Here is a 22,014-nt window from a genome sequence, read left to right on the forward strand (position 1 = left end):
ACCTTTTACCTTTTTCCCGAGACGGAACTTGGGGCCGAAAGCTGCTACTCGATTATCTTCAGCTGCCCGTTTTCAAGTACTCCATAGCTGTCGGACATAAAACGGATAACAGCTTCATCATGGGAAATAAGGAGATAGCCTGTATTTCGTTCACTCTGCACTTTTTTAAGCATGTGAAGGATCTGTGCCTGCACTGAAACATCAAGAGCCGAAGTAGGTTCGTCAAGGACAATGTATTCAGGGTTGAGCAGGAGAATTCTGCTGAGGGCAAGGCGCTGGAGCTGGCCGCCTGAGAGCTGGAAGGGGTAACGGGAAAGCACTTCTTCAGGGAGACCTGCAGTTATAAGCAGCTCTTCTGTCTCTGAAGAATGTTTGGCTTCGGGAGTCCCGAGGAGTGCGAGAACCTCAGAAATCGCGTGCCCTATCTTTTTCCTCGGGTTGAAAGCATCCGTGGGATCCTGAAACATTATCTGGACTTTACGGCGGAAGGCTATGTTTTCATTTTTTTTCATCCCGGTAAACGGGATGCCTTTGTAATATACGGAGCCTGTTGTGGCTTTTTCAAGCCCGGCAATTACTCTCCCTAAAGTGCTCTTCCCTTCTCCGGATGGTCCCATAAGTCCGAAAGTCTTGCCTGGCCTGATTTCAAACGAGACCTCACGGAAAATGCATTTTCCCGTACTTCGCAGGCCAGTCCCGTAAGTTTTTGAAAGCCTGTCCGCTCTCAGGGATATAGAAAACACCTCACATCTCTCCCATTAATTTCTGTGAGGTCGGGATGATTCTCAATACAGTGTCTTTTTCTCAGGGAGCAGCGCGGATGGAACCTGCAGCCTGAAGAAGGGTTGCTAAGGGAAGGGGATAAGCCGGGTATGGGAATAAAGCCCTTCTCAGGCAAGCTGTTAAGGAGCCCTTTTGAGTACGGGTGAAGGGGATTCTCAAAAATTCTTGAGGAGTCTGCAATTTCAACAATTTCTCCGGCATACATTACTGCGACCCTGTCTGCAAGTCTCTTTACGAAACCCAGGTCATGGCTTATAAGGAGTAGAGCAATCTTCTTTTCAACTTTCAATTTCTTAAGCTCAGTTTCAAGTTCGGACACGCATTTTCCGTCAAGTCCTTTGCCGGGCTCATCTGCTATAAGGAGAGCAGGGTCAAGCATAGTTGATGCTGCAATCAAAAAACGCTGATTCATCCCCCCTGAGCACCATGAAGGGTAATAGCGAACATATTCGGCGGCATTTGCAAAACCCATATTTTTCAGGGCTCCTGCTGCCATAGAAAGCGCTTTTTCCTTCTTTTCCTTTCTGCGCACACGTAGAGGTTCTGCAAGCTGGTGCCCTATGGAATACACGGGATTAAGGGCAAGAGATGGATTCTGAAAAATAATCCCTATTTCTTTTCCCCTTACCTCTGTCATCTCTTTTTCGCCCAGTTCAAGCAGGTTTTTTCCCCTGAATTTTACAATCCCTTTTACCCTGGACTCAGAAGGCAAAAGACGTATAACTGCGTGCGCAGCCACAGATTTCCCGCATCCTGTCTCTCCAACAAGAGCCAGGGTTTCGCTCTCACCAATCGAAAAAGAAATTCCTGAAAGAGCGGTTATAGTTTTTATTCCCTTAAAAAATACATTGAGATCCTTTACTTCAAGCAGTGTGTTAACAGTACTGGCATTCACATTGCATCCGCCCCTTCTCCTGCATGTTTCTCTCCTTGTGTTTCCAGTCCGAACCCTATCAGTGCAATAGAGATTACGCAGAGAGTGATGCATATTCCCGGAGGCATATACCACCACCACATGTCCCGGATAAAACCGCCCCTGAAAAAAGCAAAAGAAAGCATTGTCCCCCAGCTTTTCATGCTTACATCGCTGAGCCCGAGGAAAGAAAGAGAGGCTTCCGAAATCATTGCCGAAGCTGTTGCCAGCATGAACTTGGGCAGCAGGACGTGGTAGAGGTTGGGAAAAATATCCGTGCTCATTATGTGCCAGGAAGAAAAGCCCATGCATCGAGCACTTCTAACATAGCCTGTCTCTCTGAGCTGGAGGGCCTTTGAACGGGTAACCCTGGCGGTAGATTCCCAGGACAGGAGACCAAGTACAGGGATCAGGATCCAGATGCTCGGCTGCAGGTATGCTCCCAGCACTATGATAAGAGGAATTTTCGGGATAATAAGGACAACATCTGTAAAGCCCATAAGCAGTTCGTCAAGGGCTCCCCTGAAATAGCCTGCACAGAGCCCCAGTATAGTTCCTATCAGGGTTGAAACCAGAGCCGCCGCAAAGCCTACTGTCATTGAGATCCTTGATCCATACACAAGTTCGGAGAATATATCATTCCCTATGTCGTTTGTCCCGAGGAAGTGATCCCAGGAAGGCTCTTCATAAGGTGCGAATCGCTCGTTTGGAGCATAGGGAGCAAGAAAGGAGGGAAATAATGCCATGAACAGGAAAAAAACAAAAAGGAGAATTCCTCCCGTATTCAGTTGTCCCGGAAGGTCTTCCAGCTTTCTGGAAATCCTGAATAAAGGCTCTCTGGGAAACTTAAAGTTAAGGTTGGAGGTTTCGCGCTTTTTTCCAGAATACTCCTCAGTGCAGGCTTCTGTAATGCAGGAACTTTCAATATGGGAGGCTTCCGGGTTCATGCAGGTCTCCTTACCCTGGGGTCGATTAAAGCATAGAGAATATCAGCAAGCATGTTTGCAATCAGGGCTGTGAGGGCGATTACCAGAAAAGCCCCCTGGAGCAGGGGATAGTCCTTCCCCATTATTGCGCCGTAGATAAGGGTCCCCATGCCGTTTAAGGAGAATATGATTTCTATAAACAGTGCCCCGCTGAAGAGAAACCCGAAGTCCAGGGCAAGAAGGGTGATTATAGGGAGTGAGGCATTCTTTATTATGTGCCTGAAAAGTATGCCGGTATCTTTCAGGCCCTTTGCCCTGGCATAGAGCGCGTAAAGCTGTTCCTTTTCCTGGATTACGCTTCCGCGCATTACCAGAAAATTCCTGGACGCTGAAAACACAGACATTACACAGACAGGCAAGAACAGGTGATGAAAAACACTTCCTATTTCCGGGGCATCATAAAATCCCTTGGAAGGAAAGATCCCAAGCCTGAATGAGAAGAAATAGAGGGAAAGGAGGGCAAGAAAGTAAGGCGGGGTGCAGGAGAGCACAATAAAAGCGAGACCTGTAAAACGGCTCATCCTTCTTTCCGGCTTCCACCCTGCAAGGGCTCCGAGCAGGCTTCCGATGAAGGCTCCGATAGCTATCGATACTCCCACAAACAGCAAGGTCCAGCCCAGCCTGTCCAGGAGTATCTCTGCAACAGGAGCGTGAAGGTGGTAAGAATATCCCAGATCAAGGTGCAGGAGATCCGAAAGGAAGGATGTAAACTGCTCGTAAAGGGTTCTGTCAAGCCCGATTTTTGCTCTCAGCTCTTCCATCACATTCTCTGACACATAAACATCTTCCCCTATCAGGTTTTTTACCGGGTCTCCGGGCATGAGCCTGGGAAGGGTAAAATTGATGATGATTATGAGTACCAGTGAGGCAAGATATCTGGTTACTTTTCTTGCTATCCCTGACATCGCTCTTATTTTTTATTTTGTTTTATGCCTCTATTTTACTCACATTTACAAAGTTGTCCAGGTTATAGATCCCGTAAAGGGGGTCAGTGTACCAGCCCTCAAATTGCCTGTTATACGGGGTAACAATGCTGCTCCAGTAGAGGGGAATTGCAGGCAGGTTCTCTGCATAGTAGTCCTGAATCTCGTATGCGTATCCCTCAAGTTCTTTGGGATCCGTGGTTGCGAGGATATTGTCGCAGAGCTGCAGGAACTCCGGATCATCCAGATTATGCATAACTCCCTGTCCTGTCCTTCTGGAGTCGAAATATCCGCTTCCCCAGCTTGCGTGCATGAGCATACCCCAGGGAGTGGAGCGGGTTACTGTCAGGTCATATTCGTAATTATCCTTGAGAGTGATCCAGGTATCTGCATCCGCAGTCCTCAGGTCAGATGCAAGACCGACCTGTTCAAGATATTCTTCAAGAAGCTCTCCTGTGCGGGTATATTCCGGCCGGATAAGGATTTCAAGCTTTATGTCTTTCCCGTCTTTTCCTTCAAGGATTCCGTTCCCGTTACTGTCCAGGTATCCTGCCTTTTTCAGGATTTCTCTGGCTTTCTCGGGGCTATATTCAAGTTTTTCTGTTTCCTTGAAATTTTCCATGGAAGACGGCACAAAACCACGGTTCGGAACTTCTCCGTACCCCAGTGCCTCGAGACTTACGATCTCTTCGTAATTTATTGAATAGGCCAGGGCTTCTCTGAATTCTGAGTCTGAGAAAGGAGCTTTCTTCAAATTGAGAGCCAGAAAAATAAGCCCTATATCTGTCTTTTCAATAAAATCGAAATTTCCCGTTTCTTCAAGCTGCTCGATGCCGGAATAGGGGTACGAACCAGCGTATTTGTAATAAGTGTCAACCTCTCCGTTTTTAAGGGCAAGGGTGGCAACATCAACACTTGAGTAAAAATGGATCTCCACGGTTTCGGATTCCGGAGCTTTTCCTTTCCAGTAAGGGTTTTTCTCAAAAATAAGTTTTCCGGCATTAAGGTCTATCAGCTTGAGATAGTAAGGCCCGCAGCCCACATAAGGACCGTTATTTGTGTATTCAACAGGATTTTCAATTGTCTCCCAGATATGAGCAGGGAGGATATTGTAGGTCGCAAACTCCAGGTCAGTACGGGTGTAAGGCTTGTTGAATTTGAAGGTTACTGAGTTGTTTGCGTTCGAAACTGCAGAACTTTCCAGGGTATCGTTTATCCATCTGGCTGAGGGCACCTCTTTCCCGTAATAGCGGATTGAAAACTCGATATCTTCCGGGGTCACAGGTTCTCCGTCGCTCCAGTAGAAGTCGTCTCTAAGGTAAAAGGTCCAGCAGGTGTTATTTTCCGAGACTTCGTAGCTTTCTGCAAGCTGCCCTACAAGATGCCCTTCAGAATCCATTTTCATGAGAGGAGGGTTTGAAAGATGGGCAAAAACCCCGAGATTTGAGTCTCCTAAAAAGGACGAGGATTTTATTACGCTTGGAGTTGCAATTTTCAGGACTGCTCCTTCAGTGTCTGACGACTGCTGCACACCTGCGGCTGCTGCTTCGGAAACAGTTCCTGGGCCCTGCGTTTTTTCGTCTTCTCCCAGCAGGCTTTTTATATATGTTACAATTCTGTCAAAAATTTCGCCGTTCAAGGGCGTAAGATTTTCCTCAGAATTCTCAGGTTCTGCGGCTCCTGCCGGATATACGCTTGAGTAAACAATAATCGTGAATGCGGCAAAAATCAACCACTGCTTTAACCCTCTATTTGGTCCTGATTTAATGAAATTTTTTCTTTGTTTCATCCTGCGGCCTCTTCCTATCTCAAATTTTTCTTCTGGATTACACAAATCGTTCCAAAGGTTCAGGTTACTTTGAAAATGATTTCTATCCTGCTCATTCTTCTCCGTTTTTCTGCTGATCAACAGGAACATGGGAGACATCAATTCATGAAGTATGCATAAAATATGAGCTAGAAAGATAATGTAACCTCAATGCACCCTTTTCTTCATGTTTATTTGCATTTTTTATTAATATTACATATTTAGGTATTCAAAAATCATACAAAAAATTTGACTTTTATGCCTCTATTTCTAAACAATTTCGTAAATAAACCTTTCCATTTTTTTCGTATATTTGAAAATCAGCCACTATAATATGTTTTTTATTTTTGGGACTTTATCAAATTTGAGAATAAAGAAAGCTAGAATAAAAAAATGTAAAAAAAGAAAAAATGAATTTTTACTTCTGGCTTTTTATCTCAATACTTTTTTCTATTTCTCTGGCAAGACTCTTCTCCGAATGAATGTAAAATGAAGCCGGAAGCCCTGTTTTTGAGATCATGTAAAACAGGTTCATAGCTGTCCGGTTGAGTTTCGGAGAATAGTTTAAAAGGGCGCTCCTCGAGATTTTCACAACTGCATCCAGGGACTTCACTCCTGTAAGGTAGTCCTTTATATCCCGGCTTTTCCGGCTCTTTTCAAATATCAGGTCTATCCATGTATTCATCTCTTCAATCAGGAGCTCTCTTGTAAGGTCTTCGGTAACTATGTAATTTCTCCCTTTTTCTATATTCCTGAAATATTCCCTGAAACTGTCCCCTTTTGCCAGGGTATATACCTTTCCCAGGTTCCCTGTGTGAGTATCCGTTGTTGCAATAATGCTTTTACCAAACCTTTCTGCAAGAGCAATTGTAAGTTCATTCTTCTGCTTCAGCTCATGCATATTATATTCAAGTACGGGAAACAGCTTTGCCAGCTTCGGCACTGCAGAAGGGTTTGAATGCTTGTGAAACTCAAACCAGAAAGGATGATTGTAAACAAAAGGGAGTTTGTGCCGTTTTAAATATCTGATAAAACCTTTAAGGTTACGTTCCATTTCTGCTATTTCCCTTAGTTCTGAAAATTCCTCCATGTCAAGCTCGAAGACATTAATATGTAAGGTATGCCCTGCAAGTTCAGGATCATATATACTCATCTCAACCCCAGGGACAAGCTTTTCACAGTCCCATCCAAGGATTTCATATGCCTCCATTGTATCGTGGTCTGTAAATGTTATAAAATCCATACCTATCTCAAGAGACTTCTCATAGAGACTCCTGGGATCCAGATCTTTTGCCGGAAGCACGTCAAAAGAACAGGTTGTATGCACATGGAGATCTGCCCGTTTCCAGCCTTCTTCCATAAGCTCGGCTGCCTGTTCCGGTGTTATCAGCTTTTCCCCGTAATCCCTGTGCCTTCCCCCTTAGGCTTAGAATTCTGAGAATTTAATTCTTGTTTGATTATTTTTATTATGATTTATATTTCTCTTATTATAGTATAATCCTTTTTTTAAATTAAGTTTTCCTGAAATCTAAAAAATACCTTCTAAATTCTTCAGATTACAGAAAAGAGCAGGCTGGAACCGGAGCTGCCACAAAAGATGAGAATACCCTGGACCGGACTCCAGAAGATACTATTTTGATTAATACAGCTTCAGTTTCCTGTATTCCATACCATCACATTTATAACTCTGTTAGAATATTCCAGTATTTTTCTGAAAAACAATAGTGGTGTAACTATGGGTCTGTTTAGAAAGCTAAGGAAAATTTTGAGCATTATTTTTGAAAGTGAGTCCGAACAAAAAGGAGATGATTTTGAAAGGTATGTAGTGGATCTCTTCAATGAAAGAAGTTTTTCTATTGTGCAGTGGACCACGGATATGGCCAGGAAGCATAACCGGTTTGTGGAATCCGACTGCGGCCCTGACCTTGTCCTCCGCCACAGGCGTACCAATGAAATCTTCTGTGTGGAATGCAAATTCAGGTCAAAACTTTATAAAGGTCAGCTCCAGTGGTCAACCCCAAAACAGCTTGGGCGTTACAGAACCTTTGCAAACGATAATCTAATCCCTTTCTTTGTGGTTATAGGTCTGGGTGGAAAAGCTAGAAAGCCAAAAAGGATGTTCTGCATTCCTCTTGAAGAGGCAAAGTATCCTGCACTCTCTCCAGAGCTTTGCGAGAAGTTTGAACGAAACCCGAAGAAAAATTTCTCCTGGAAAAAAGAGATGTTAAAATAAGTTTTGATTAAAATTTTCTTATTTTTTATTACTCCATTTTTAAAGTGTTTATGCCAATCTTTGATGAATATATTTTCTCTGCATCCAGTCTGGACAGGATTCTGCTCCAATACATAATGCACCTGATAGAAAAGTTCTAAAGTAATAAAGACAGTATTTATAAATAAATACTGTCTGGGATTTTATATGGGACTTGTAAATAAGATAATGAAAGCTGTTGAAGCATTGACAGAAGATGAATCTGTAGAAAAAGGAAATGACTTCGAAAGGTATGTCGTTGATCTTTTTGATAAGAAGTACTTTTCTATCGTTCAATGGAGCACGGACATTACTCGAAAGCACGATAGATTTGTAGAATCAGATGCCGGTCCTGACCTTACTATCCGTTACATCCCAGATGGAGAAATCTTTTATGTGGAATGCAAATTCAGGTCAGGTCTGTATGAAGAAAAACTTCACTGGTCTAAACCAGAACAGTTAAAACGATACCAGGACTTCGCCAGAGAAAATAGGTCTCCTTTCTTTGTTGTTATTGGACTTGGCGGAACCCCATCCCATCCTGAAAGGATGTTCTGTATCCCTCTTGAAGAAGTAAAGTATCCTGCACTTTATCCGAGCATTTTTGAAAAATTCGAGCGGAAGCCTGACAAAAACTTTTTCTGGAAAAATGGTTTCTTGAAATAACTACCCTGTTCTTTTTCATTTTTTATTCTTCTCCTTAATTTATAATACTGGAAAACTCAATACTAGTATAGTGGCTCTTTTTGGGGAAGAGCATGAAAGTTAATTTTTATGCAACATTTTACATAACCGTTTAATTTACGTGACAATTCATATGGAGATTTATTGATAATTTGAGGGGGAAAATACGTTGTCCGAATTCTCGGAAAAGGATGTACTGTCCAGGCTAACAGGGTTAGAACAGAAAATGAACAATCTGGATAATACTGCAAATGCTCTGATAGACGAATTAGAGAGCCTGCAAGCTGTGGCAAGAGAATTGAAGATGGAGGATTTTGTCGATAGGTTAAACGAATATATCGAAGATGTGGTGAATATTAAAGAAGATTTAAGCTGTAAAATCTCTGACGAGATAGAAAATGAACACATGAAAGAAATGATAGAAACAAGGATAAGAACTGTTCCTGATGACATTGGAAGCTTAAAAAATGAATATAGTGACCTTCGAAGTAAATTAGCAGAAGTAAGAGACGAAATAAGTAAAAAGTGAACGGGATAAAAAGGATTAAAATTGGATTGAATGGTAGGCTACTGCTGCAAGATAAATAGAGAGTAACTCTTTTAAAAAGTAATTGAGCAGGCCGGATAAAATCAAACAAAAAACGGTCAAACCGTTTTATTACAGGTGATAAATTCTTCTCTTTATTGCCCGACGTTCAATTCATGTACTGCTATGCCTGCTCTTTATATGCATACATGTTTACACTGCTTTAATTGCTATTCCTTCAATCGCTGGTTTATTTGCCGCTACAAAGGTTGCCTTTAACTGGCCTGTCGGGTCTCTGAGTTCAATTTTTGCGTCTGAGTAATAGCTGACCTCAATATCTTCCGTATACTCTCTGGTTGTCGGGAGGCTGGCAGAACTCATAACACCGGTAATGGGAAGAGCCCAGAAGTGGTGGTCTTTATAAGTCGGGTTATAATTGACAGCAGTACTGCCTGTCAGATGTGCCAGGTAAACAATCCTGACCTTCATTACGCCTCTACTCGCTGTCAGCACAGCTTCAACTGACTCGCCAGGGTTTAGTTCAACACTGACTCCCGAACTTGAGCCGACTGTTATGCTTTTACTCTCGGACCCTCCCTGCCCCCAGGAATGGTTGTAGGACATGGATGTCTCTCCTCCTCCTCCGGCTCCGAGGAAACTGATGTTATACGAAATTGTCTGCCCTACTTCAATAGTATCAGTCTGAGACCAGTTGCTTTCCGTAGTATTGGTAACCTGGTCCGAAATGCTGGCATCGAAAGTGGCTACTTTTGTGCTGCTGTTGACGAATTCCCTGGTTGCCACTATAACCGGTTCTGATGTAATTCCGGTTACTGTTGAACTCTTGACATCCAGTACTGTTTGAACTTCAGCCCATCCGTATGTTTTGTAGAGGTCATCCCATGGGGTTGGGCTGTGAAGATAGGCATCATTCGGGTTCTTTCCGAAATATTTTCCGACTGCATTCTTGAGGCCTGCATCTTCAATGCCGAATGTCTTTCTCTCTTTATCTGTGATGATGTGCTGTACACTTCCCGAAGCGCTGACGCTGGAAGTTGCTGCGTCTGCACCCGCCTTTATGCTGATTTGTATTCCCATGCCTTTCTGTATGAAAGCAATGGCATATAAATTTTTTTACAAAGTAATAAAATATGTTTGCGCATGCTTCATCTGATGTTAAGCCGGAAAGTAATTAAATCGGAAAGTTGAATGAAAATATGAATAAACAAGCTTTTCATATTCAAAAAATTTGATTAATAAGCATTTTTGTGATGGGCCAATTTCACCAATGTCACAGTTTGCTCTTTTTCGTCAACGGAAAAACATAGTACAAAGTTAGAATCAATATGTACCCGTTTATATTTATTTAAGGGATAATTGAGACTTTTGTAATGTTGAGGATTAATAAAGATTTCATCAGCTTTTTTGAAAACTGCCTCAAAAAGTATATGATTCCTTTTGCTTAACTTTCTCAGCTCTTTTGAAAGTTTTCCTTTGATCAATAATTTATATAAGCTTACTCATCCTCATCAGGCAAGCTTTTGATATATGCTTTTAGTTCATCGGCATTTTTGAATGGTCCAATTACTTCATCATTCTCTGAATCAAGCATCTCCTTTACGAATTCAGGACTGTATTGAGGCTCAAGTATTTTCTCTTCATATTGGGCTACAACCAGGTCGAGAGCTGCATTCTTATCCTTCAGGTTATATTTGGCTTTAACAATATTCAAAACCTGGTTCGTTTTATCTGATATTTTTACTCTAGCTTGAATCATATGCATCCCATGTGCATATTATGTGCACACGCCGAATATAATGCTATTTTTTCAATGAGACTTATCTATGAGATCGTGTCAACTGTAATTTACGCCTTACCCACTCAAAAAATTTCTATCTATATGAAACAATGAAAGGTTATAGACATTCACCAGAATAATAGCAGTTTTTACTACGAAATTTTCAGGAAACCTGTCCTTAACTCTGCTTTCACTCAACAAATATATATTACTGTTTAAAGTATCTTTTATTCATGACCCTTGAGCCCGTGCATATGCATAAGATCTCGGAGCTTGCAGAGAGAATTGATCAATCGTTTGAAGCTGATGACCCGAAAACGGCAGCGGATATTTATAAGTTACTTGAGGAACTGAAAATTGGTGAGAAGGTAATTCTTAAGGCTGTGGACAGGCTCTTCCGTGGGATGGTCAGGACCGAGCTGATGGCGCAGGGCGAAGATCCTTATCCCGTTACCTACGCCTGCGACAGCGGGAGCACGAATCCAAGGACTTATGACAGCGGGCTTTTTGTAGACTTCTGCCACTGCGGGCTGGCTGCAACGCCTACGGACCTTGATGTCCAGAGGTGCAGAACGATTGTCTGTGCTGCTTATTCCTCTTCACAAAGGATTGCAATGCGGGCGACATCAGGCTGGGAAACTTTTGACGAAGGGCTTGGAAGGGCAAAGCTGGTCACTATTGCTCCTGATGAGCTGAAAAGAAAGGCTCCTGATATGGTACACAGTTTTGCCATGTATCTTGCAGAGTCCGAGCACCTTCTTTTCATGAAGGACAGGATAGAGCCTGACAGCTTTTTCATAATGGACGGGCCCATTTATCCAAAACAGCTCATGTACTGGATGGTGCTGGATGATGATGAGGTAAGGATCAGGCAGAACCCGGATGCCCGAAAAATTCTCCAGAATTACATTGATGTAATGGACCATTTTCTGGAAAAAAAGAGCCCTATAATAGGGTTTGTAAAAAATCCCACTGACATGCAGATCATGGACAGCGTCCGGAAGAAAAGGGAAGCTTTTGACCTGCCGTGGATGCTTGATGCCCAGTTTTTCCGAAATATCCTTTCTCCCGAAAAAGCCGGGAATACTTCAGGTAACGGGCATAACGGGTGTAGCTCCAGAAATAACGGAAACGGAAAACACAATGGCCCCAGAAGTGCATACATTACTTACACTAACTGGTTTTTACAGCCCAACAGGTTTTATGAAAGGATGCTTAACGGGACTTCTCCTCTTGCAGCCGGGGACATGATCCAGCAAAAGCTCAGGCACAGGTTCTCGCCTGAAGATTATGCTCTCTGTTTCTTCATGCTTTACGTGCCTTCTAAGGATGTGGTTTTTAAGGTTGAAGCCCCTTACGGGCTTATTAAAGATGATTTCCTGCGTATGCAAATTACTAAAAAAGTGCTCTTTGACCTTTCCCTGAACGGTTTTCCCCTTACTCTCACAAAGGCAGACCACCTAGCAAAAATCCGGAAAGTGGAGAGGCAGGAAATTGACAAATTCTTTGAAAATATGAGTCCTGATATAACTTATAATGACACCCGGTGGGGTAAGTTCAATGAAGTATGAAGATGCCGACATTCTTGCTTTTATTTCCAATAAGTCTAAACTGACTTCTGCTCCTGAAAAAGCTACTAATTCTGAAAATTCTGAAAAGAGTGCAGGCTCAGGCGAAAACACTGGATTAAAGCTAAGTCCCGAAAATGAGATGAAGGCTCCAGAAAATGTTTTACCTAAGGAGACTCCTAACCAAGGCACACAACCGGCTTTTGACGAGTTTCCTTCTCCTTCGCCTGAAACCCTTGTAAAGTCTAATCAAGAATCTTCAGGTATTGATCCAAAATTGTTCTCTAATACGCTCTCCGGTCTTTCCAGCCTTTCCGGAGCTATTCCGGAACCTGCTTCTTTTTTCCCCGAAGATTCATCAGTTGCCGGATTTTCCGAAAAGGATGAACTTCCGTTTGAAACATTCGAAGAATATGATACTGGAGTCAGTCTTTCCAGAACTGATCCATCCCTGGGTGAGGCTTTCGGAATTGTCACAACAGGCATAGAGCCCCTGGAAATAACTCCCTCAGGAGCTACGATTACAGGATACATCGCTTCTGCCCGCAGGAGTGAGATCAGGCTTGGGACGTATGTTGTTGTGCCTTATGAAGACAGCGAAAAGCTCTTTGCACGGGTGGGAAAACTCCAGTACAGGCAGGAGTTTGCAGTGGATGATGCAACTGAAATCCACTCACGCCGTATGTTGAATTCGCGGGCAAGCCCTATAAACGAAGCCGATTACAAGTTCCTTGCCTGCCTTGATCCTCTATGCATCCTGTACCGTAAGAGAGTAGAAGGCTCACTCACGCGCAGGATGGCAGACAGGATTCCCCGCCCGAACACGCCCATACTGCCTGTTACGGACAGGCTTGAAGTCCAGACAGGGCTGAACATTCCGGAAGAAGGGATTTTCCTCGGGCACCTCAGCGTTGGAGGAGAGCTTGTAAAGACACATTCCGAACCCGAGACCGTTGCTTATTATCTCAGGAACGATTATTCTATGGGCGATCCCCTTATCTTCAGGCATATGCTTATCTGCGGGAGCACGGGAACGGGAAAGACTTTTCTCTCGAAAAACATCCTGCGCCAGTTCATGACTGAAAACAACCGGTACAGGCTGCGCAACTCTCCCGATAAGGCGAGGAAAAACCCTTGCCTGGTAATTATGGACCCTCAGGATGAATATTCCCAGATTTTTGAGGACAACGATATCCTTACAGAGGACGACAAATTCAGGTTTGAATCCGAAAATGTTACTTACGGCAGGGTTCAGTCCACAAAAGCTTTTGTGGCAAAGGTCGATGGGCAGAAATACCCCGGAGACAAGTCAAGAGCAGAGCAGATCGAGTTTACAATTCCTTTTTCCCTTGTGGAACACAATTCATGGCTTATTGCAGCAGCAGGGATGTCCGAACTTCAATTTATCGGGCTTGAAGTACTCCTCGGAGACTTCTTCAAGTCAAGCGTGCCGCATACTTATCAGAACTTTATCAGCCACATTCAGAACGAAGGCACTCGTTCTTACTACATTGATAGCAATAGAATCCATGAGTCTTCTTATGACGGGATCGTCCGGAGAGTTAGCAGCAAATTTTTCTCAAAGGTCTTTGACCGCGATGCAACCCCGATTTCCAACATCGTTGATAAAATCTTCAAACCAGGGCAGATTTCTGTTTTCCCTACCGAATACATAAGCTCCCCAAGGATCAGGGATCTCATAGTTCTGACGATTATGAGCCTGATAGTTGATAACAAGCTCAATACCACAGGGATTGATGCTATCAAAGAAACTCCGATTATCCTGGCGCTGGACGAAGCTCACCGCTACCTTTCAAAGGCAAACGGGGAACATGCCCGCCTTATTATTTCTCGTTTTGCAGATGCAGCACGCCAGGGAAGAAAAGAAGCTCTCGGGCTCTTTTTGATCACGCAGGACCCTCAGGACATTGATGATACTGTCATCAAGCAGATTAATACAAAGCTAATCCTTAACCTCAATAACGATGCTGCAATCTCTTCCCTGAAAGTCCCTAAAGAATACGAGCGCAGGATTCCCTACCTTAAGAAAGGGCAGATGGTTATCCACAGCCCTGATAACAGCGATATCGTGGAAATTCTCGGGCTTTCAAACTGTGTTGTGAGGCACCGTTAAAAAATCAGAAAATTGAAAATAACGAATCTGATTTTCAGGAAAAAGTTATCTGCGCATGCCTGCCTTATGAAGTAAGGCACTTGTCTCTTCTTTTTCATTTTTATGGTTACTTTTCTTTTTACCTGTCTTCCAGAATGTACTTTTTACATAGAGTGTATCCTGAAATATCCTGATTTTGCTTATCCAGATCCTTTTGTACCTGCGATCAAGCCAGTCGATTTTTCAGAAGCAGTTGATTACTTTTTACCAGGATGGGATCCGAAAAGCTCACTAGAGCGTCAATTTATAGAGATATACGCTTGTTTTTAAATGGGAATGGTGTATATTCTTTTTCCCACCCGTGCACCTTTCGTTCTTCGCATTCGATAAGCATTAAAAGTCTGTCCTCTATTTACGGACTTGTACGAAGGGAAAAAAGCAAATGTAATATTAATATATTCTGAAAGTAAAAACAAAAACGTTAAGGATAAAAAGGAGCCTACAGATACGGTTTATGTATGCTTTTGTATTTTTCAAAAATTAATTTTGCATTTACTCGTGGCCAGATCGGCAGGATACTATACATTCCTGTATACTATGGAATAAATGAGTTTAGAAAAGTGCTGCCAGGGCATGTATAAAAATATTATGGAGTTTTTTTGGATTGAACTTCATGATTTTTATTGCCATCTGTTAAGTAACTACGTACTTTACTTAACACAAGGAATATTAAGCCTTTAAATCAAAAAATACGGGCTAAATTTGTACCATTTCTTACTGAATTTCTGACCAAGATTTAAATAGTTGTAGAGATATTCGTACTGTTTGAAAGTGTTTAATTCAGAGGAGTGTACCAGACTCCTCTGAACACTTTAAAGAAAAGAAGGTATTACTATGAAACTGACATGGAAGTATAAAAACTCTACTGTAATATTTGAACCTTCGGATAGACTGGTGCTTATCTGCATCGGGCTGCTTTTTGGATTCAAAAACGTTTTCCCCTATGTTTGAACAATGAGTTTCCTGATTTATTTTTTTATCAGGCTTTTTTATTTTTTCTATAAGAAGTCTGCCTGCAACTTTGGATGCAAGTTGTCTTTCTTAACCACTCTTCTGCTAATAGCTGTTTTTCATGGCATCGGTCTCTTCTTCTCTTTCCCTTCTTCTCTATGCTTGCCTCTCATTACCTGTGCTCAAGGCTCTTGAAAATGAGCAAATACATAACTGCTTCCGGAAAAATAAGGAAACGAAAAATCATTTTGGAAATCACTGAAATTCTGGTAAAAATCTCAAAATACATATTATATAAGTTCATTATGCATATTGTGATAAAAATTGGAAATCAATAGTAATGAGCCACTAAACATTATATCACAGTTATTGATTCCTATCTTTCTTATACTTATAACGTGCATTATACAAGAACCACTCAAAAATTTTTTGAGTTTTCGTGAAAAAAGTCAATATATTAAACTTTTAAGATCAGACTTCCCTTCCATATTTAAATATCAACTATTAATATTAGACTACAAATTTGACTCTTTTTCTTCTAGTTTCCTTTTCATTTTTTTTGGTCTTTTTTTAGGTGCATATATTACACAATATTTGTATCAAGAAGTTGTATCATATTTGATTGATTATTGGTTTTCAAATTTCAGTTCCATTCAAACTTTTTTTCATAATGACAATATAGGGCCAATGGATATGGAACTGATTGCATGTACAGGTTTAAACTGTATAATCTTTTTTATCTTTTGGGTTCTTACTCTTTATGTATTTTTTTTAGACTATCTATTCAAACCACAATCAGCACCAGAGGGTAGTAAGCGGATAATAAAACTTTGCAACAGCCTTTTAAAACTATTCAAAAAACAACTAACATCAGACGGCAAAATTAAGTGGATAATAAGGTATATTTCCAACAGCCTTTCAAAACTATTCAAACAACAACTAACATCAGATGGAAAAATTAAGGAAGGAATAAGATATGTTTATGCATCACATTGGCTTCTGATAGGGTATTTATTAGGCGTGTATATGCTGATATTTAATTTGATTCCTTATTATTTACAAATGTACTCTATTGAACGTTTAAATGATTTTTCAGACCATGAATATAATTATACTTATTTCCTTTATATATATGATAGTGTGAAAATAAATCTCCCATATTTTCAATATATCGAATTTATTTTTGCATTTGGGCTTCTATATTCCGTTGGTTGCCTTATAGCTGCATATTCTATAAACAGAATATTATCTTCTGTAATAACTGAAACAATAACATCTTTTTATCAAAACGGTTTTCCATACATAATAATAAAAACTGGAAATGGAGAAATTAAAGGTCAACTAAAAGAAATTCGGAATAAATCTCTGATAGCGTTAAGTGAAAAAAATGTATTAACATTAGTTCCTTGGAATAAAATAGAGATAATGGAAGCTATGCAGCCAGTAATATATGAATATGCAGTTCATGATACTGGTTCTATAAAAGATGAGAGACAGGCAGAACAACAGATTGCACATTAAGTTACTTCAAGAAACAGGCCTGTTATTTAGAATTCCTTGCTGGCAGGAGCTCCTTCTATCCTGCAATACTCCCTTCTATCCTGCTCAATCAAATGAATAAAATTAGAGCAAAATTGAAGGAAAAATGCATTTTTCGGGCACTTACATGATTTTGAAGTTTTCCAGTGGAAATTTCGGTAAAAATGAGATTCCTATATAATCTGAGTATCACAAATTGGTAAAGATTTCGTACTAATTTTGCGAAAATTAAAGTTCATTTAAAAATGGTCGAAGGACAAATTAAGAGGATTTTGTAAGAGCTCAATAATTTTGATATATTTTACTCCGATTACCGACTTCAACGACCTGAATAATAAGTACAGGGTCTTTAATTGCCATTATTATCCTATATTCTCTCACTCTTAAGGAATAAAGAGGCGTTTTGGCAGATGTTTTTAGCTTCTTGACATGCTCATAAGGATCTTCTTTGATTTTGCTAACAGCACTGAAGATTTTTGTTTTTACTTCAGCAGGTAATTTATTCATATCTTTAATCGCATTCGCTGTATACTCAACAGAATACATTTAATCCTCAATACCCATCATACGTTTAGCTTCCTCTTCGCTGTATACTCTACCTGCTTTAATATCCTCCAGGCTCTCCTCAATGCCTTTTATGTCTTCATCTGTTAACGGTTCTTCGTCATATGCTATTTTTATAAGCCTTTCAACGACAGAATTATAAGATTCGTTTTTATATGCTTTTAAATCGTCTAACTTTCTCTTGATATCAGGATCAATACAGATTGTTGTTGTCGCTGCCATAACAACCTATAAGTTTCTATAGGTTAAAAATATTCTATAGAGACTTGATAATCACAGGTTGATGGGAATATCCCTCTCTATGGCGCTTTTAAAGGTTCTGTTGCAAAAATTCATAAGCAGCATGCAGTAGAATAAAAAGGAAGTCAAAAGAATGGTAATATGCTATCTAATTTCTTTAATTTAAGTGGAAAATTTACGAAGGAGAAATTATCCTGCTTAATAATAGAGCTGACCCCAAAACTCAAAAACTACTTACTTAGTTCTCAATTTTGAAGTAATCAATCGAGCTACTAACCAGGAAAGTAGTAATGAAACCTAAATGATAAGTGCATAAAAAAATAGCTTTTGGGATAGGCTCATAAACTGGGGTTAAGAACACTAAAACTTAAAATAAACCGCAAATATTCATTTTTACAGAAGCATCTGTAAAAAGATGTATAAATATAAAAAAGAAAATATGAAAAAGAATGGGATAGCGCGGATTTGAACCGCGGTCCAAGCGTCCCAAACGCTCGAGGATGGACCAAGCTACCCTACTATCCCAAAAGGATATGCCATAAGGGCTTCCCTTCAAAGGATATTATCCTTTATATAGCTTTCGATAGAACGTGCGGCTGTACTCTGAACTCAAGAATCAAAATGAGTAAAATAAGAATTTTTCTCATTCCCAGCGCTGATAAATATCGTTTTCTACCCCCAGGAGGTCAAGTGCCCTGCCGACCATAGTATCTATAAGGTCTTCAAGGGTTTTCGGTCTGGAATAAAAGCCAGGGCATGCCGGAAGTATGCTTGCACCAGCTTTTTTGGCTTTCAGCATATTCTCGAGGTGTATAAGGTTGAGGGGAGTTTCTCTTGTCATGAGGATAAGTTTTCTCTCTTCTTTCAGGCAGACATCCGCAGCCCTTGTTATCAGGGTATCGGATATTCCGTTTGCGACCGCTCCGAGAGTCTTCATGCTGCATGGAGCAATAATCATTCCCGAAGTTTTGTAAGAGCCGCTGGCTATTGGGGCTGAGAAGTCTTTCTGGGAATAATTCCAGGTAGCCAGTTTTTCGACTTCCACGGGTAAGTAATCAGTTTCGATCTCGATTATCTGTTTTGCAGCTTCGGTAAGTACAAGATGGGTTTTAATCCCTGTTTTTGCCAGCACTTCAAGAAGGCGGATTCCATACTGAACCCCTGAAGCTCCGCTGATACCTACAATTATTTCCATTATTCATTTCTCCTTGCTGTCAAATCACTTTCTTCACAGTAGGCAATGAAGTTTCCGACCATTTCCTCTGCGGTTGAGACTATTTCTTTTATCTCTTCCAGGCTGATATTATCTACGTGGATACCGACAACAACTACCGACGTTTTTTCAGTTGCTTTGCTTACCCTTCTTGCGCTGTCAAGGGCAAGCTGTTCTTCCCTGTGCCCCGGGAGTGTGAGCACGGAAGAGCTGGCTCTACCGCTTTTTTCATCAAACAGCCCTACCGCAACTGCGCCAGCATGCTCCTTTCCGCCGGTAAGAGTCAGCAGGTAGTCTTCCCCCAGTTTCTTCGCTTCGAGAGTGATTTCTATCCTGCTGACTTCCTTAGTGATTCTAAACAAAATTTTACTCCTTTACTTCAGTTTCTTCCAGATCGCTCAACTTGAATTGTTTTGTTACTTTTTTTACATTAAAGTATTCCTTTGCAGCCTTTCCCACAGCTTCACAGTGTTCCTTCGGGCAGTAAACCCCCATTCTCCAGTTATCCATATGAGCTTCCTGCAGAATGGACACGAAATGCGATGCTTCATTAAGGGGAACCAGTTTATGGTTTGTTTTTATCATTGCCTTCATTTCAAGCATTTCAGGGGTTTTTGGAATATCTACAAGCACGCATTGCAGGTCAACTCCGGCAAGTTCTGCAATTTCTTTCTCAGCTCTCTCAATTCTATCCCTGTGTTTTAACACGCCTTTCCCTGCATCTTCAAGCCCTATATAAAGCGCCCTTTTATACAGTTTACGTGAATCGATCTTCCTGCCAAGTTCTCCTCCATACCCCTTTGAGTTTCGCATGGCTGCTGTGAGATCTATATCGTCCATTTGCCTTAACCGGAATGGGTCGAGCTCTCCGTCCTGTATCATATATTCAACGGCTTTTGAGCACATGGATTCCGAGATTCTTGTCACGTGGTGGTAATAAACTGAAGTGTTCATCCAGAAACGGGAGACAAGGAGAGATTCGGCTGCTTTAAGCCCTCCTTCGTCGATCACGAGCCTGTCTTCATGAAAACGCATCTGGTTAATCAGGCGGTTATAGTCCACAACCCCGAAAGCAACACCTGTATAATGAGCATCCCGGACAAGGTAGTCCATCCTGTCCACATCTATCTCACTGCTAAGGATCTGCCCCAGGGATGTCTCACCTTCGACGTGTTTTGCAAGCTCTCCGGGGTAAATCCCGTGCTTACCAAGCACATCTTTAATCTCTCCTTTTCCTACTATTTCTTTTACCTCGTCATGCCTGCGCCTGGTATATTTGTAAATTACGTTCTCTGTTACATGGGAAAAAGGGCCATGCCCCACATCATGCAAAAGAGCAGCAACTCTGATCTCCAGTTTTTTATCCTCATCGATAGAATTAAGATTTTTCATAAGCATGGAGGCAAGGTGCATGGCTCCGAGGGAGTGTTCAAAACGTGTATGGTTTGCTCCCGGATATACAAGGTTTGAAAATCCAAGCTGTCTGACTCTTCTGAGGCGTTGCATCTGGGAGGTAGCCAGGATTTCCTGGACGACTTCATCCAGTTCTATATAACCGTGTACGGGATCAAGGACTACTTTCATTAATCTTTAGACAGATGTCATTATATATTGTTGTATCTATTACTTTGATGATACTGCTTTAATACGCAAATTAAGAGGTACCTGCTGCCCGAAAGTTGAAATAACTTGGGAAACAGGTATTAGATACAGGTAATATCATGATTATATTTTCAGGCGGCACTGGAACTCCCAAACTCCTTGATGGGCTCAGGGAAATTCTCCCGCCGGAGGAATTGACAGTTGTTGTAAATACTGCCGAAGACCTCTGGGTTTCTGGGAACCTGATCTCTCCAGATCTGGATACAGTGCTCTATCTTTTCTCAGACCAGATTGACAGGAAGAAATGGTGGGGCATAGAGCATGATACCTTCAAGACTTATGAGCGCATGAAGGAACTTGGGATTGAAGAGAGTATGAAGCTCGGGGACATGGATAGGGCAACTCATATTATCCGCTCAGACCTTATCAGGAACGGAAAGTCCCTTACAGAGGCAACTTTAAAACTGGCTTCCATTTTCGGGATAAATGCAAATATTTTACCTATGTCTGACAATCCTGTTTCCACTTATATAGAAACTGCTGGCGGAGTAATGCATTTCCAGGAATTCTGGATAGGAAGACGAGGAGAACCCGATGTTCAGGGAGTGGATATCAGGGGAGTTTCCGAAGCTTTAATTTCTCCAAATGTGCTCGAAGCCCTTGAAAACGATGATAATGTCCTTATAGGTCCAAGCAACCCTATCACAAGTATAGGTCCGATTATTTCGCTTCCGGGAATGAAGGAAATCCTACAAAAGAAAAAAGTAGTAGCAGTCAGCCCGATTATCGGGAATGCCCCTGTCAGCGGCCCTGCCGGGAAACTGATGCCTGCCTGTGGGCTTGAAGTCTCTTCAATGGGAGTCGCTGAATACTATCAGGATTTCCTTGATGTCTTCGTTTTCGATGAAAGGGACCGCGCAGATGAATTCGCGTTCGAGAAAATCGGATGTCATGCTGTCCGTGCAGACACCCTGATGACATCTACAGAGAAGAGCAAAGAACTTGCAGAGATTGTGGTCAGGCTTTTTGACAATATTGTCTGCCGTTAACTTTTCTTTTTGACTTTTTTTCTCTCTTTATTTTCCTTTCCCTACTTTTTCTTTCCTTTTTTCTTTCCTTTTCTATATTCTTCTTTCTCTCTTCTTTCCTTATTCTTTTCTTTTTTTTCTTTCCTTTTTTATTCTTTCTCTTTTCTCTTCTTTCCGTATTCTTGTTTTTTCTTCCCTTCCCGGTATTCTTTTATTCTCTATTTTTTGTTTCCTCTCCTCTCTTTTTTTCCCATAGATCCCCTTTATCCCCTTCTCTAGTACCTGCGAATATTCAACGTTAACAAAATTCGAAAGTTTTATGTATTATTTTCTTGATAATTTGTAACACTAAAAAACATAAAATCGATTTTTTATCCTATTTGTTAAGTTACGTTTGTAGGAAAATGTTACGCCTGAATACACTACCTGTATCAGGATAAAGATGACTTATGGGCAGTAGAGGTA

21 protein-coding genes and 1 tRNA gene are annotated in these 22,014 nt (G+C 41.3%); 7 read left to right on the forward strand and 15 right to left on the reverse strand.

The window, feature by feature from the left end:
• Window positions 1–44: 44 nt before the first annotated feature.
• From RSJ42_RS00200 to RSJ42_RS00225, 6 genes are all read right to left on the reverse strand, one after another.
• The gene (locus RSJ42_RS00200) at window positions 45–743 is read right to left on the reverse strand and encodes an ABC transporter ATP-binding protein (protein WP_410508743.1); all 699 of its coding nucleotides are present in this window, start codon (window positions 741–743) and stop codon (window positions 45–47) included.
• Window positions 725–1,678 carry an ABC transporter ATP-binding protein gene (locus tag RSJ42_RS00205; RefSeq protein ID WP_410508744.1) on the reverse strand — a complete coding sequence of 318 codons (954 nt, stop codon included), beginning with the start codon at window positions 1,676–1,678 and terminating at the stop codon, window positions 725–727. The genes RSJ42_RS00200 and RSJ42_RS00205 overlap by 19 nt, the downstream gene beginning before the upstream one ends.
• Window positions 1,675–2,643, reverse strand: a complete 969-nt coding sequence (locus RSJ42_RS00210; RefSeq protein ID WP_410508745.1) for an ABC transporter permease — start codon at window positions 2,641–2,643, stop codon at window positions 1,675–1,677. The genes RSJ42_RS00205 and RSJ42_RS00210 overlap by 4 nt, the downstream gene beginning before the upstream one ends.
• Entirely contained in the window at window positions 2,640–3,587 is a 948-nt protein-coding gene (locus tag RSJ42_RS00215) for an ABC transporter permease (RefSeq protein ID WP_410508746.1), read from the reverse strand. Before RSJ42_RS00215 ends, RSJ42_RS00210 begins: the two co-directional genes overlap by 4 nt.
• Before the next feature lie 22 nt (window positions 3,588–3,609).
• Complete coding sequence (locus tag RSJ42_RS00220; RefSeq protein ID WP_410508747.1) at window positions 3,610–5,394, reverse strand: ABC transporter substrate-binding protein; 1,785 nt, start codon at window positions 5,392–5,394, stop codon at window positions 3,610–3,612.
• 436 nt (window positions 5,395–5,830) lie between these two features.
• On the reverse strand, window positions 5,831–6,772 hold the full coding sequence (locus RSJ42_RS00225; protein ID WP_410508748.1) for a PHP domain-containing protein: 942 nt from the start codon (window positions 6,770–6,772) through the stop codon (window positions 5,831–5,833).
• A 375-nt stretch (window positions 6,773–7,147) separates the two neighbouring features.
• On the opposite strand from RSJ42_RS00225, the gene RSJ42_RS00230 reads away from it, so the two are divergent.
• The 3 genes from RSJ42_RS00230 (at window position 7,148) to RSJ42_RS00240 (ending at window position 8,876) form a co-directional block, all read left to right on the forward strand.
• Complete coding sequence (locus RSJ42_RS00230; RefSeq protein WP_410508749.1) at window positions 7,148–7,645, forward strand: hypothetical protein; 498 nt, start codon at window positions 7,148–7,150, stop codon at window positions 7,643–7,645.
• Window positions 7,646–7,831: 186 nt separating this feature from the next.
• A complete protein-coding gene (locus tag RSJ42_RS00235; RefSeq protein WP_410508750.1) occupies window positions 7,832–8,329 on the forward strand; it encodes a hypothetical protein in 498 nt (165 codons plus the stop codon).
• Between the two features lie 187 nt (window positions 8,330–8,516).
• Complete coding sequence (locus RSJ42_RS00240) at window positions 8,517–8,876, forward strand: hypothetical protein (protein WP_410508751.1); 360 nt, start codon at window positions 8,517–8,519, stop codon at window positions 8,874–8,876.
• A 210-nt stretch (window positions 8,877–9,086) separates the two neighbouring features.
• On the opposite strand, the gene RSJ42_RS00245 is transcribed toward RSJ42_RS00240, so the two are convergent.
• The 3 genes from RSJ42_RS00245 to RSJ42_RS00255 all read right to left on the reverse strand — a co-directional run bounded on the left by RSJ42_RS00245 (window position 9,087) and on the right by RSJ42_RS00255 (window position 10,650).
• A complete protein-coding gene (locus tag RSJ42_RS00245; RefSeq protein ID WP_410508752.1) occupies window positions 9,087–9,971 on the reverse strand; it encodes a follicular epithelium yolk protein subunit in 885 nt (294 codons plus the stop codon).
• A 155-nt stretch (window positions 9,972–10,126) separates the two neighbouring features.
• The gene (locus tag RSJ42_RS00250; RefSeq protein ID WP_410508753.1) at window positions 10,127–10,375 is read right to left on the reverse strand and encodes a type II toxin-antitoxin system RelE family toxin; all 249 of its coding nucleotides are present in this window, start codon (window positions 10,373–10,375) and stop codon (window positions 10,127–10,129) included.
• A gap of 14 nt (window positions 10,376–10,389) precedes the next feature.
• Complete coding sequence (locus RSJ42_RS00255) at window positions 10,390–10,650, reverse strand: DUF2683 family protein (RefSeq protein WP_410508754.1); 261 nt, start codon at window positions 10,648–10,650, stop codon at window positions 10,390–10,392.
• A gap of 254 nt (window positions 10,651–10,904) precedes the next feature.
• Here RSJ42_RS00255 and RSJ42_RS00260 point away from each other — a divergent pair, with 254 nt between their 5' ends.
• The 3 genes from RSJ42_RS00260 (at window position 10,905) to RSJ42_RS00270 (ending at window position 16,884) form a co-directional block, all read left to right on the forward strand.
• Window positions 10,905–12,242: a DNA double-strand break repair nuclease NurA gene (locus tag RSJ42_RS00260; protein ID WP_410508755.1), complete on the forward strand. Its 1,338-nt coding sequence runs from the start codon at window positions 10,905–10,907 to the stop codon at window positions 12,240–12,242.
• The gene (locus tag RSJ42_RS00265; RefSeq protein ID WP_410508756.1) at window positions 12,232–14,373 is read left to right on the forward strand and encodes an ATP-binding protein; all 2,142 of its coding nucleotides are present in this window, start codon (window positions 12,232–12,234) and stop codon (window positions 14,371–14,373) included. Before RSJ42_RS00260 ends, RSJ42_RS00265 begins: the two co-directional genes overlap by 11 nt.
• 1,683 nt (window positions 14,374–16,056) lie before the next feature.
• Window positions 16,057–16,884: a hypothetical protein gene (locus tag RSJ42_RS00270; RefSeq protein ID WP_410508757.1), complete on the forward strand. Its 828-nt coding sequence runs from the start codon at window positions 16,057–16,059 to the stop codon at window positions 16,882–16,884.
• Window positions 16,885–17,184: 300 nt separating this feature from the next.
• On the opposite strand, the gene RSJ42_RS00275 is transcribed toward RSJ42_RS00270, so the two are convergent.
• The 6 genes from RSJ42_RS00275 to RSJ42_RS00300 all read right to left on the reverse strand — a co-directional run bounded on the left by RSJ42_RS00275 (window position 17,185) and on the right by RSJ42_RS00300 (window position 20,503).
• Complete coding sequence (locus tag RSJ42_RS00275) at window positions 17,185–17,448, reverse strand: type II toxin-antitoxin system RelE family toxin (protein WP_410508758.1); 264 nt, start codon at window positions 17,446–17,448, stop codon at window positions 17,185–17,187.
• Window positions 17,449–17,688, reverse strand: coding sequence for a hypothetical protein (locus tag RSJ42_RS00280; RefSeq protein ID WP_410508759.1), 240 nt, complete (start codon window positions 17,686–17,688; stop codon window positions 17,449–17,451).
• 468 nt (window positions 17,689–18,156) lie between these two features.
• Window positions 18,157–18,231, reverse strand: a tRNA-Pro gene (locus RSJ42_RS00285).
• Window positions 18,232–18,349: 118 nt separating this feature from the next.
• Window positions 18,350–18,901 carry a UbiX family flavin prenyltransferase gene (locus RSJ42_RS00290; protein ID WP_410508760.1) on the reverse strand — a complete coding sequence of 184 codons (552 nt, stop codon included), beginning with the start codon at window positions 18,899–18,901 and terminating at the stop codon, window positions 18,350–18,352.
• The gene (locus RSJ42_RS00295; RefSeq protein ID WP_410508761.1) at window positions 18,901–19,281 is read right to left on the reverse strand and encodes a hypothetical protein; all 381 of its coding nucleotides are present in this window, start codon (window positions 19,279–19,281) and stop codon (window positions 18,901–18,903) included. The genes RSJ42_RS00290 and RSJ42_RS00295 overlap by 1 nt, the downstream gene beginning before the upstream one ends.
• A 4-nt stretch (window positions 19,282–19,285) precedes the next feature.
• The gene (locus RSJ42_RS00300) at window positions 19,286–20,503 is read right to left on the reverse strand and encodes an HD domain-containing protein (RefSeq protein ID WP_410508762.1); all 1,218 of its coding nucleotides are present in this window, start codon (window positions 20,501–20,503) and stop codon (window positions 19,286–19,288) included.
• Between the two features lie 137 nt (window positions 20,504–20,640).
• Between RSJ42_RS00300 and cofD the strand changes: the two genes are divergently transcribed.
• Window positions 20,641–21,570: a 2-phospho-L-lactate transferase gene (gene cofD, locus RSJ42_RS00305; protein ID WP_410508763.1), complete on the forward strand. Its 930-nt coding sequence runs from the start codon at window positions 20,641–20,643 to the stop codon at window positions 21,568–21,570.
• The last annotated feature ends 444 nt before the right edge of the window (window positions 21,571–22,014 follow it).

Origin of the sequence: Methanosarcina hadiensis (assembly GCF_046529725.1) — an archaeon.
Classification (GTDB): domain Archaea; phylum Halobacteriota; class Methanosarcinia; order Methanosarcinales; family Methanosarcinaceae; genus Methanosarcina; species Methanosarcina hadiensis.

Excerpts from the sequence above, each read along its gene's own strand:
- RSJ42_RS00225 (WP_410508748.1), bottom strand. The coding sequence starts at position 6,772 with ATGGAAGAAGGCTGGAAACGGGCAGATCTCCATGTGCATACAACCTGT.
- RSJ42_RS00265 (WP_410508756.1), top strand. The coding sequence starts at position 12,232 with ATGAAGTATGAAGATGCCGACATTCTTGCTTTTATTTCCAATAAGTCT.
- RSJ42_RS00280 (WP_410508759.1), bottom strand. The coding sequence starts at position 17,688 with ATGGCAGCGACAACAACAATCTGTATTGATCCTGATATCAAGAGAAAG.
- RSJ42_RS00230 (WP_410508749.1), top strand. The coding sequence starts at position 7,148 with ATGGGTCTGTTTAGAAAGCTAAGGAAAATTTTGAGCATTATTTTTGAA.
- RSJ42_RS00275 (WP_410508758.1), bottom strand. The coding sequence starts at position 17,448 with ATGTATTCTGTTGAGTATACAGCGAATGCGATTAAAGATATGAATAAA.
- RSJ42_RS00260 (WP_410508755.1), top strand. The coding sequence starts at position 10,905 with ATGACCCTTGAGCCCGTGCATATGCATAAGATCTCGGAGCTTGCAGAG.
- RSJ42_RS00220 (WP_410508747.1), bottom strand. The coding sequence starts at position 5,394 with ATGAAACAAAGAAAAAATTTCATTAAATCAGGACCAAATAGAGGGTTA.
- RSJ42_RS00235 (WP_410508750.1), top strand. The coding sequence starts at position 7,832 with ATGGGACTTGTAAATAAGATAATGAAAGCTGTTGAAGCATTGACAGAA.
- RSJ42_RS00270 (WP_410508757.1), top strand. The coding sequence starts at position 16,057 with ATGGAACTGATTGCATGTACAGGTTTAAACTGTATAATCTTTTTTATC.
- RSJ42_RS00300 (WP_410508762.1), bottom strand. The coding sequence starts at position 20,503 with ATGAAAGTAGTCCTTGATCCCGTACACGGTTATATAGAACTGGATGAA.
- RSJ42_RS00215 (WP_410508746.1), bottom strand. The coding sequence starts at position 3,587 with ATGTCAGGGATAGCAAGAAAAGTAACCAGATATCTTGCCTCACTGGTA.
- cofD (WP_410508763.1), top strand. The coding sequence starts at position 20,641 with ATGATTATATTTTCAGGCGGCACTGGAACTCCCAAACTCCTTGATGGG.
- RSJ42_RS00245 (WP_410508752.1), bottom strand. The coding sequence starts at position 9,971 with ATGGGAATACAAATCAGCATAAAGGCGGGTGCAGACGCAGCAACTTCC.
- RSJ42_RS00290 (WP_410508760.1), bottom strand. The coding sequence starts at position 18,901 with ATGGAAATAATTGTAGGTATCAGCGGAGCTTCAGGGGTTCAGTATGGA.
- RSJ42_RS00255 (WP_410508754.1), bottom strand. The coding sequence starts at position 10,650 with ATGATTCAAGCTAGAGTAAAAATATCAGATAAAACGAACCAGGTTTTG.
- RSJ42_RS00210 (WP_410508745.1), bottom strand. The coding sequence starts at position 2,643 with ATGAACCCGGAAGCCTCCCATATTGAAAGTTCCTGCATTACAGAAGCC.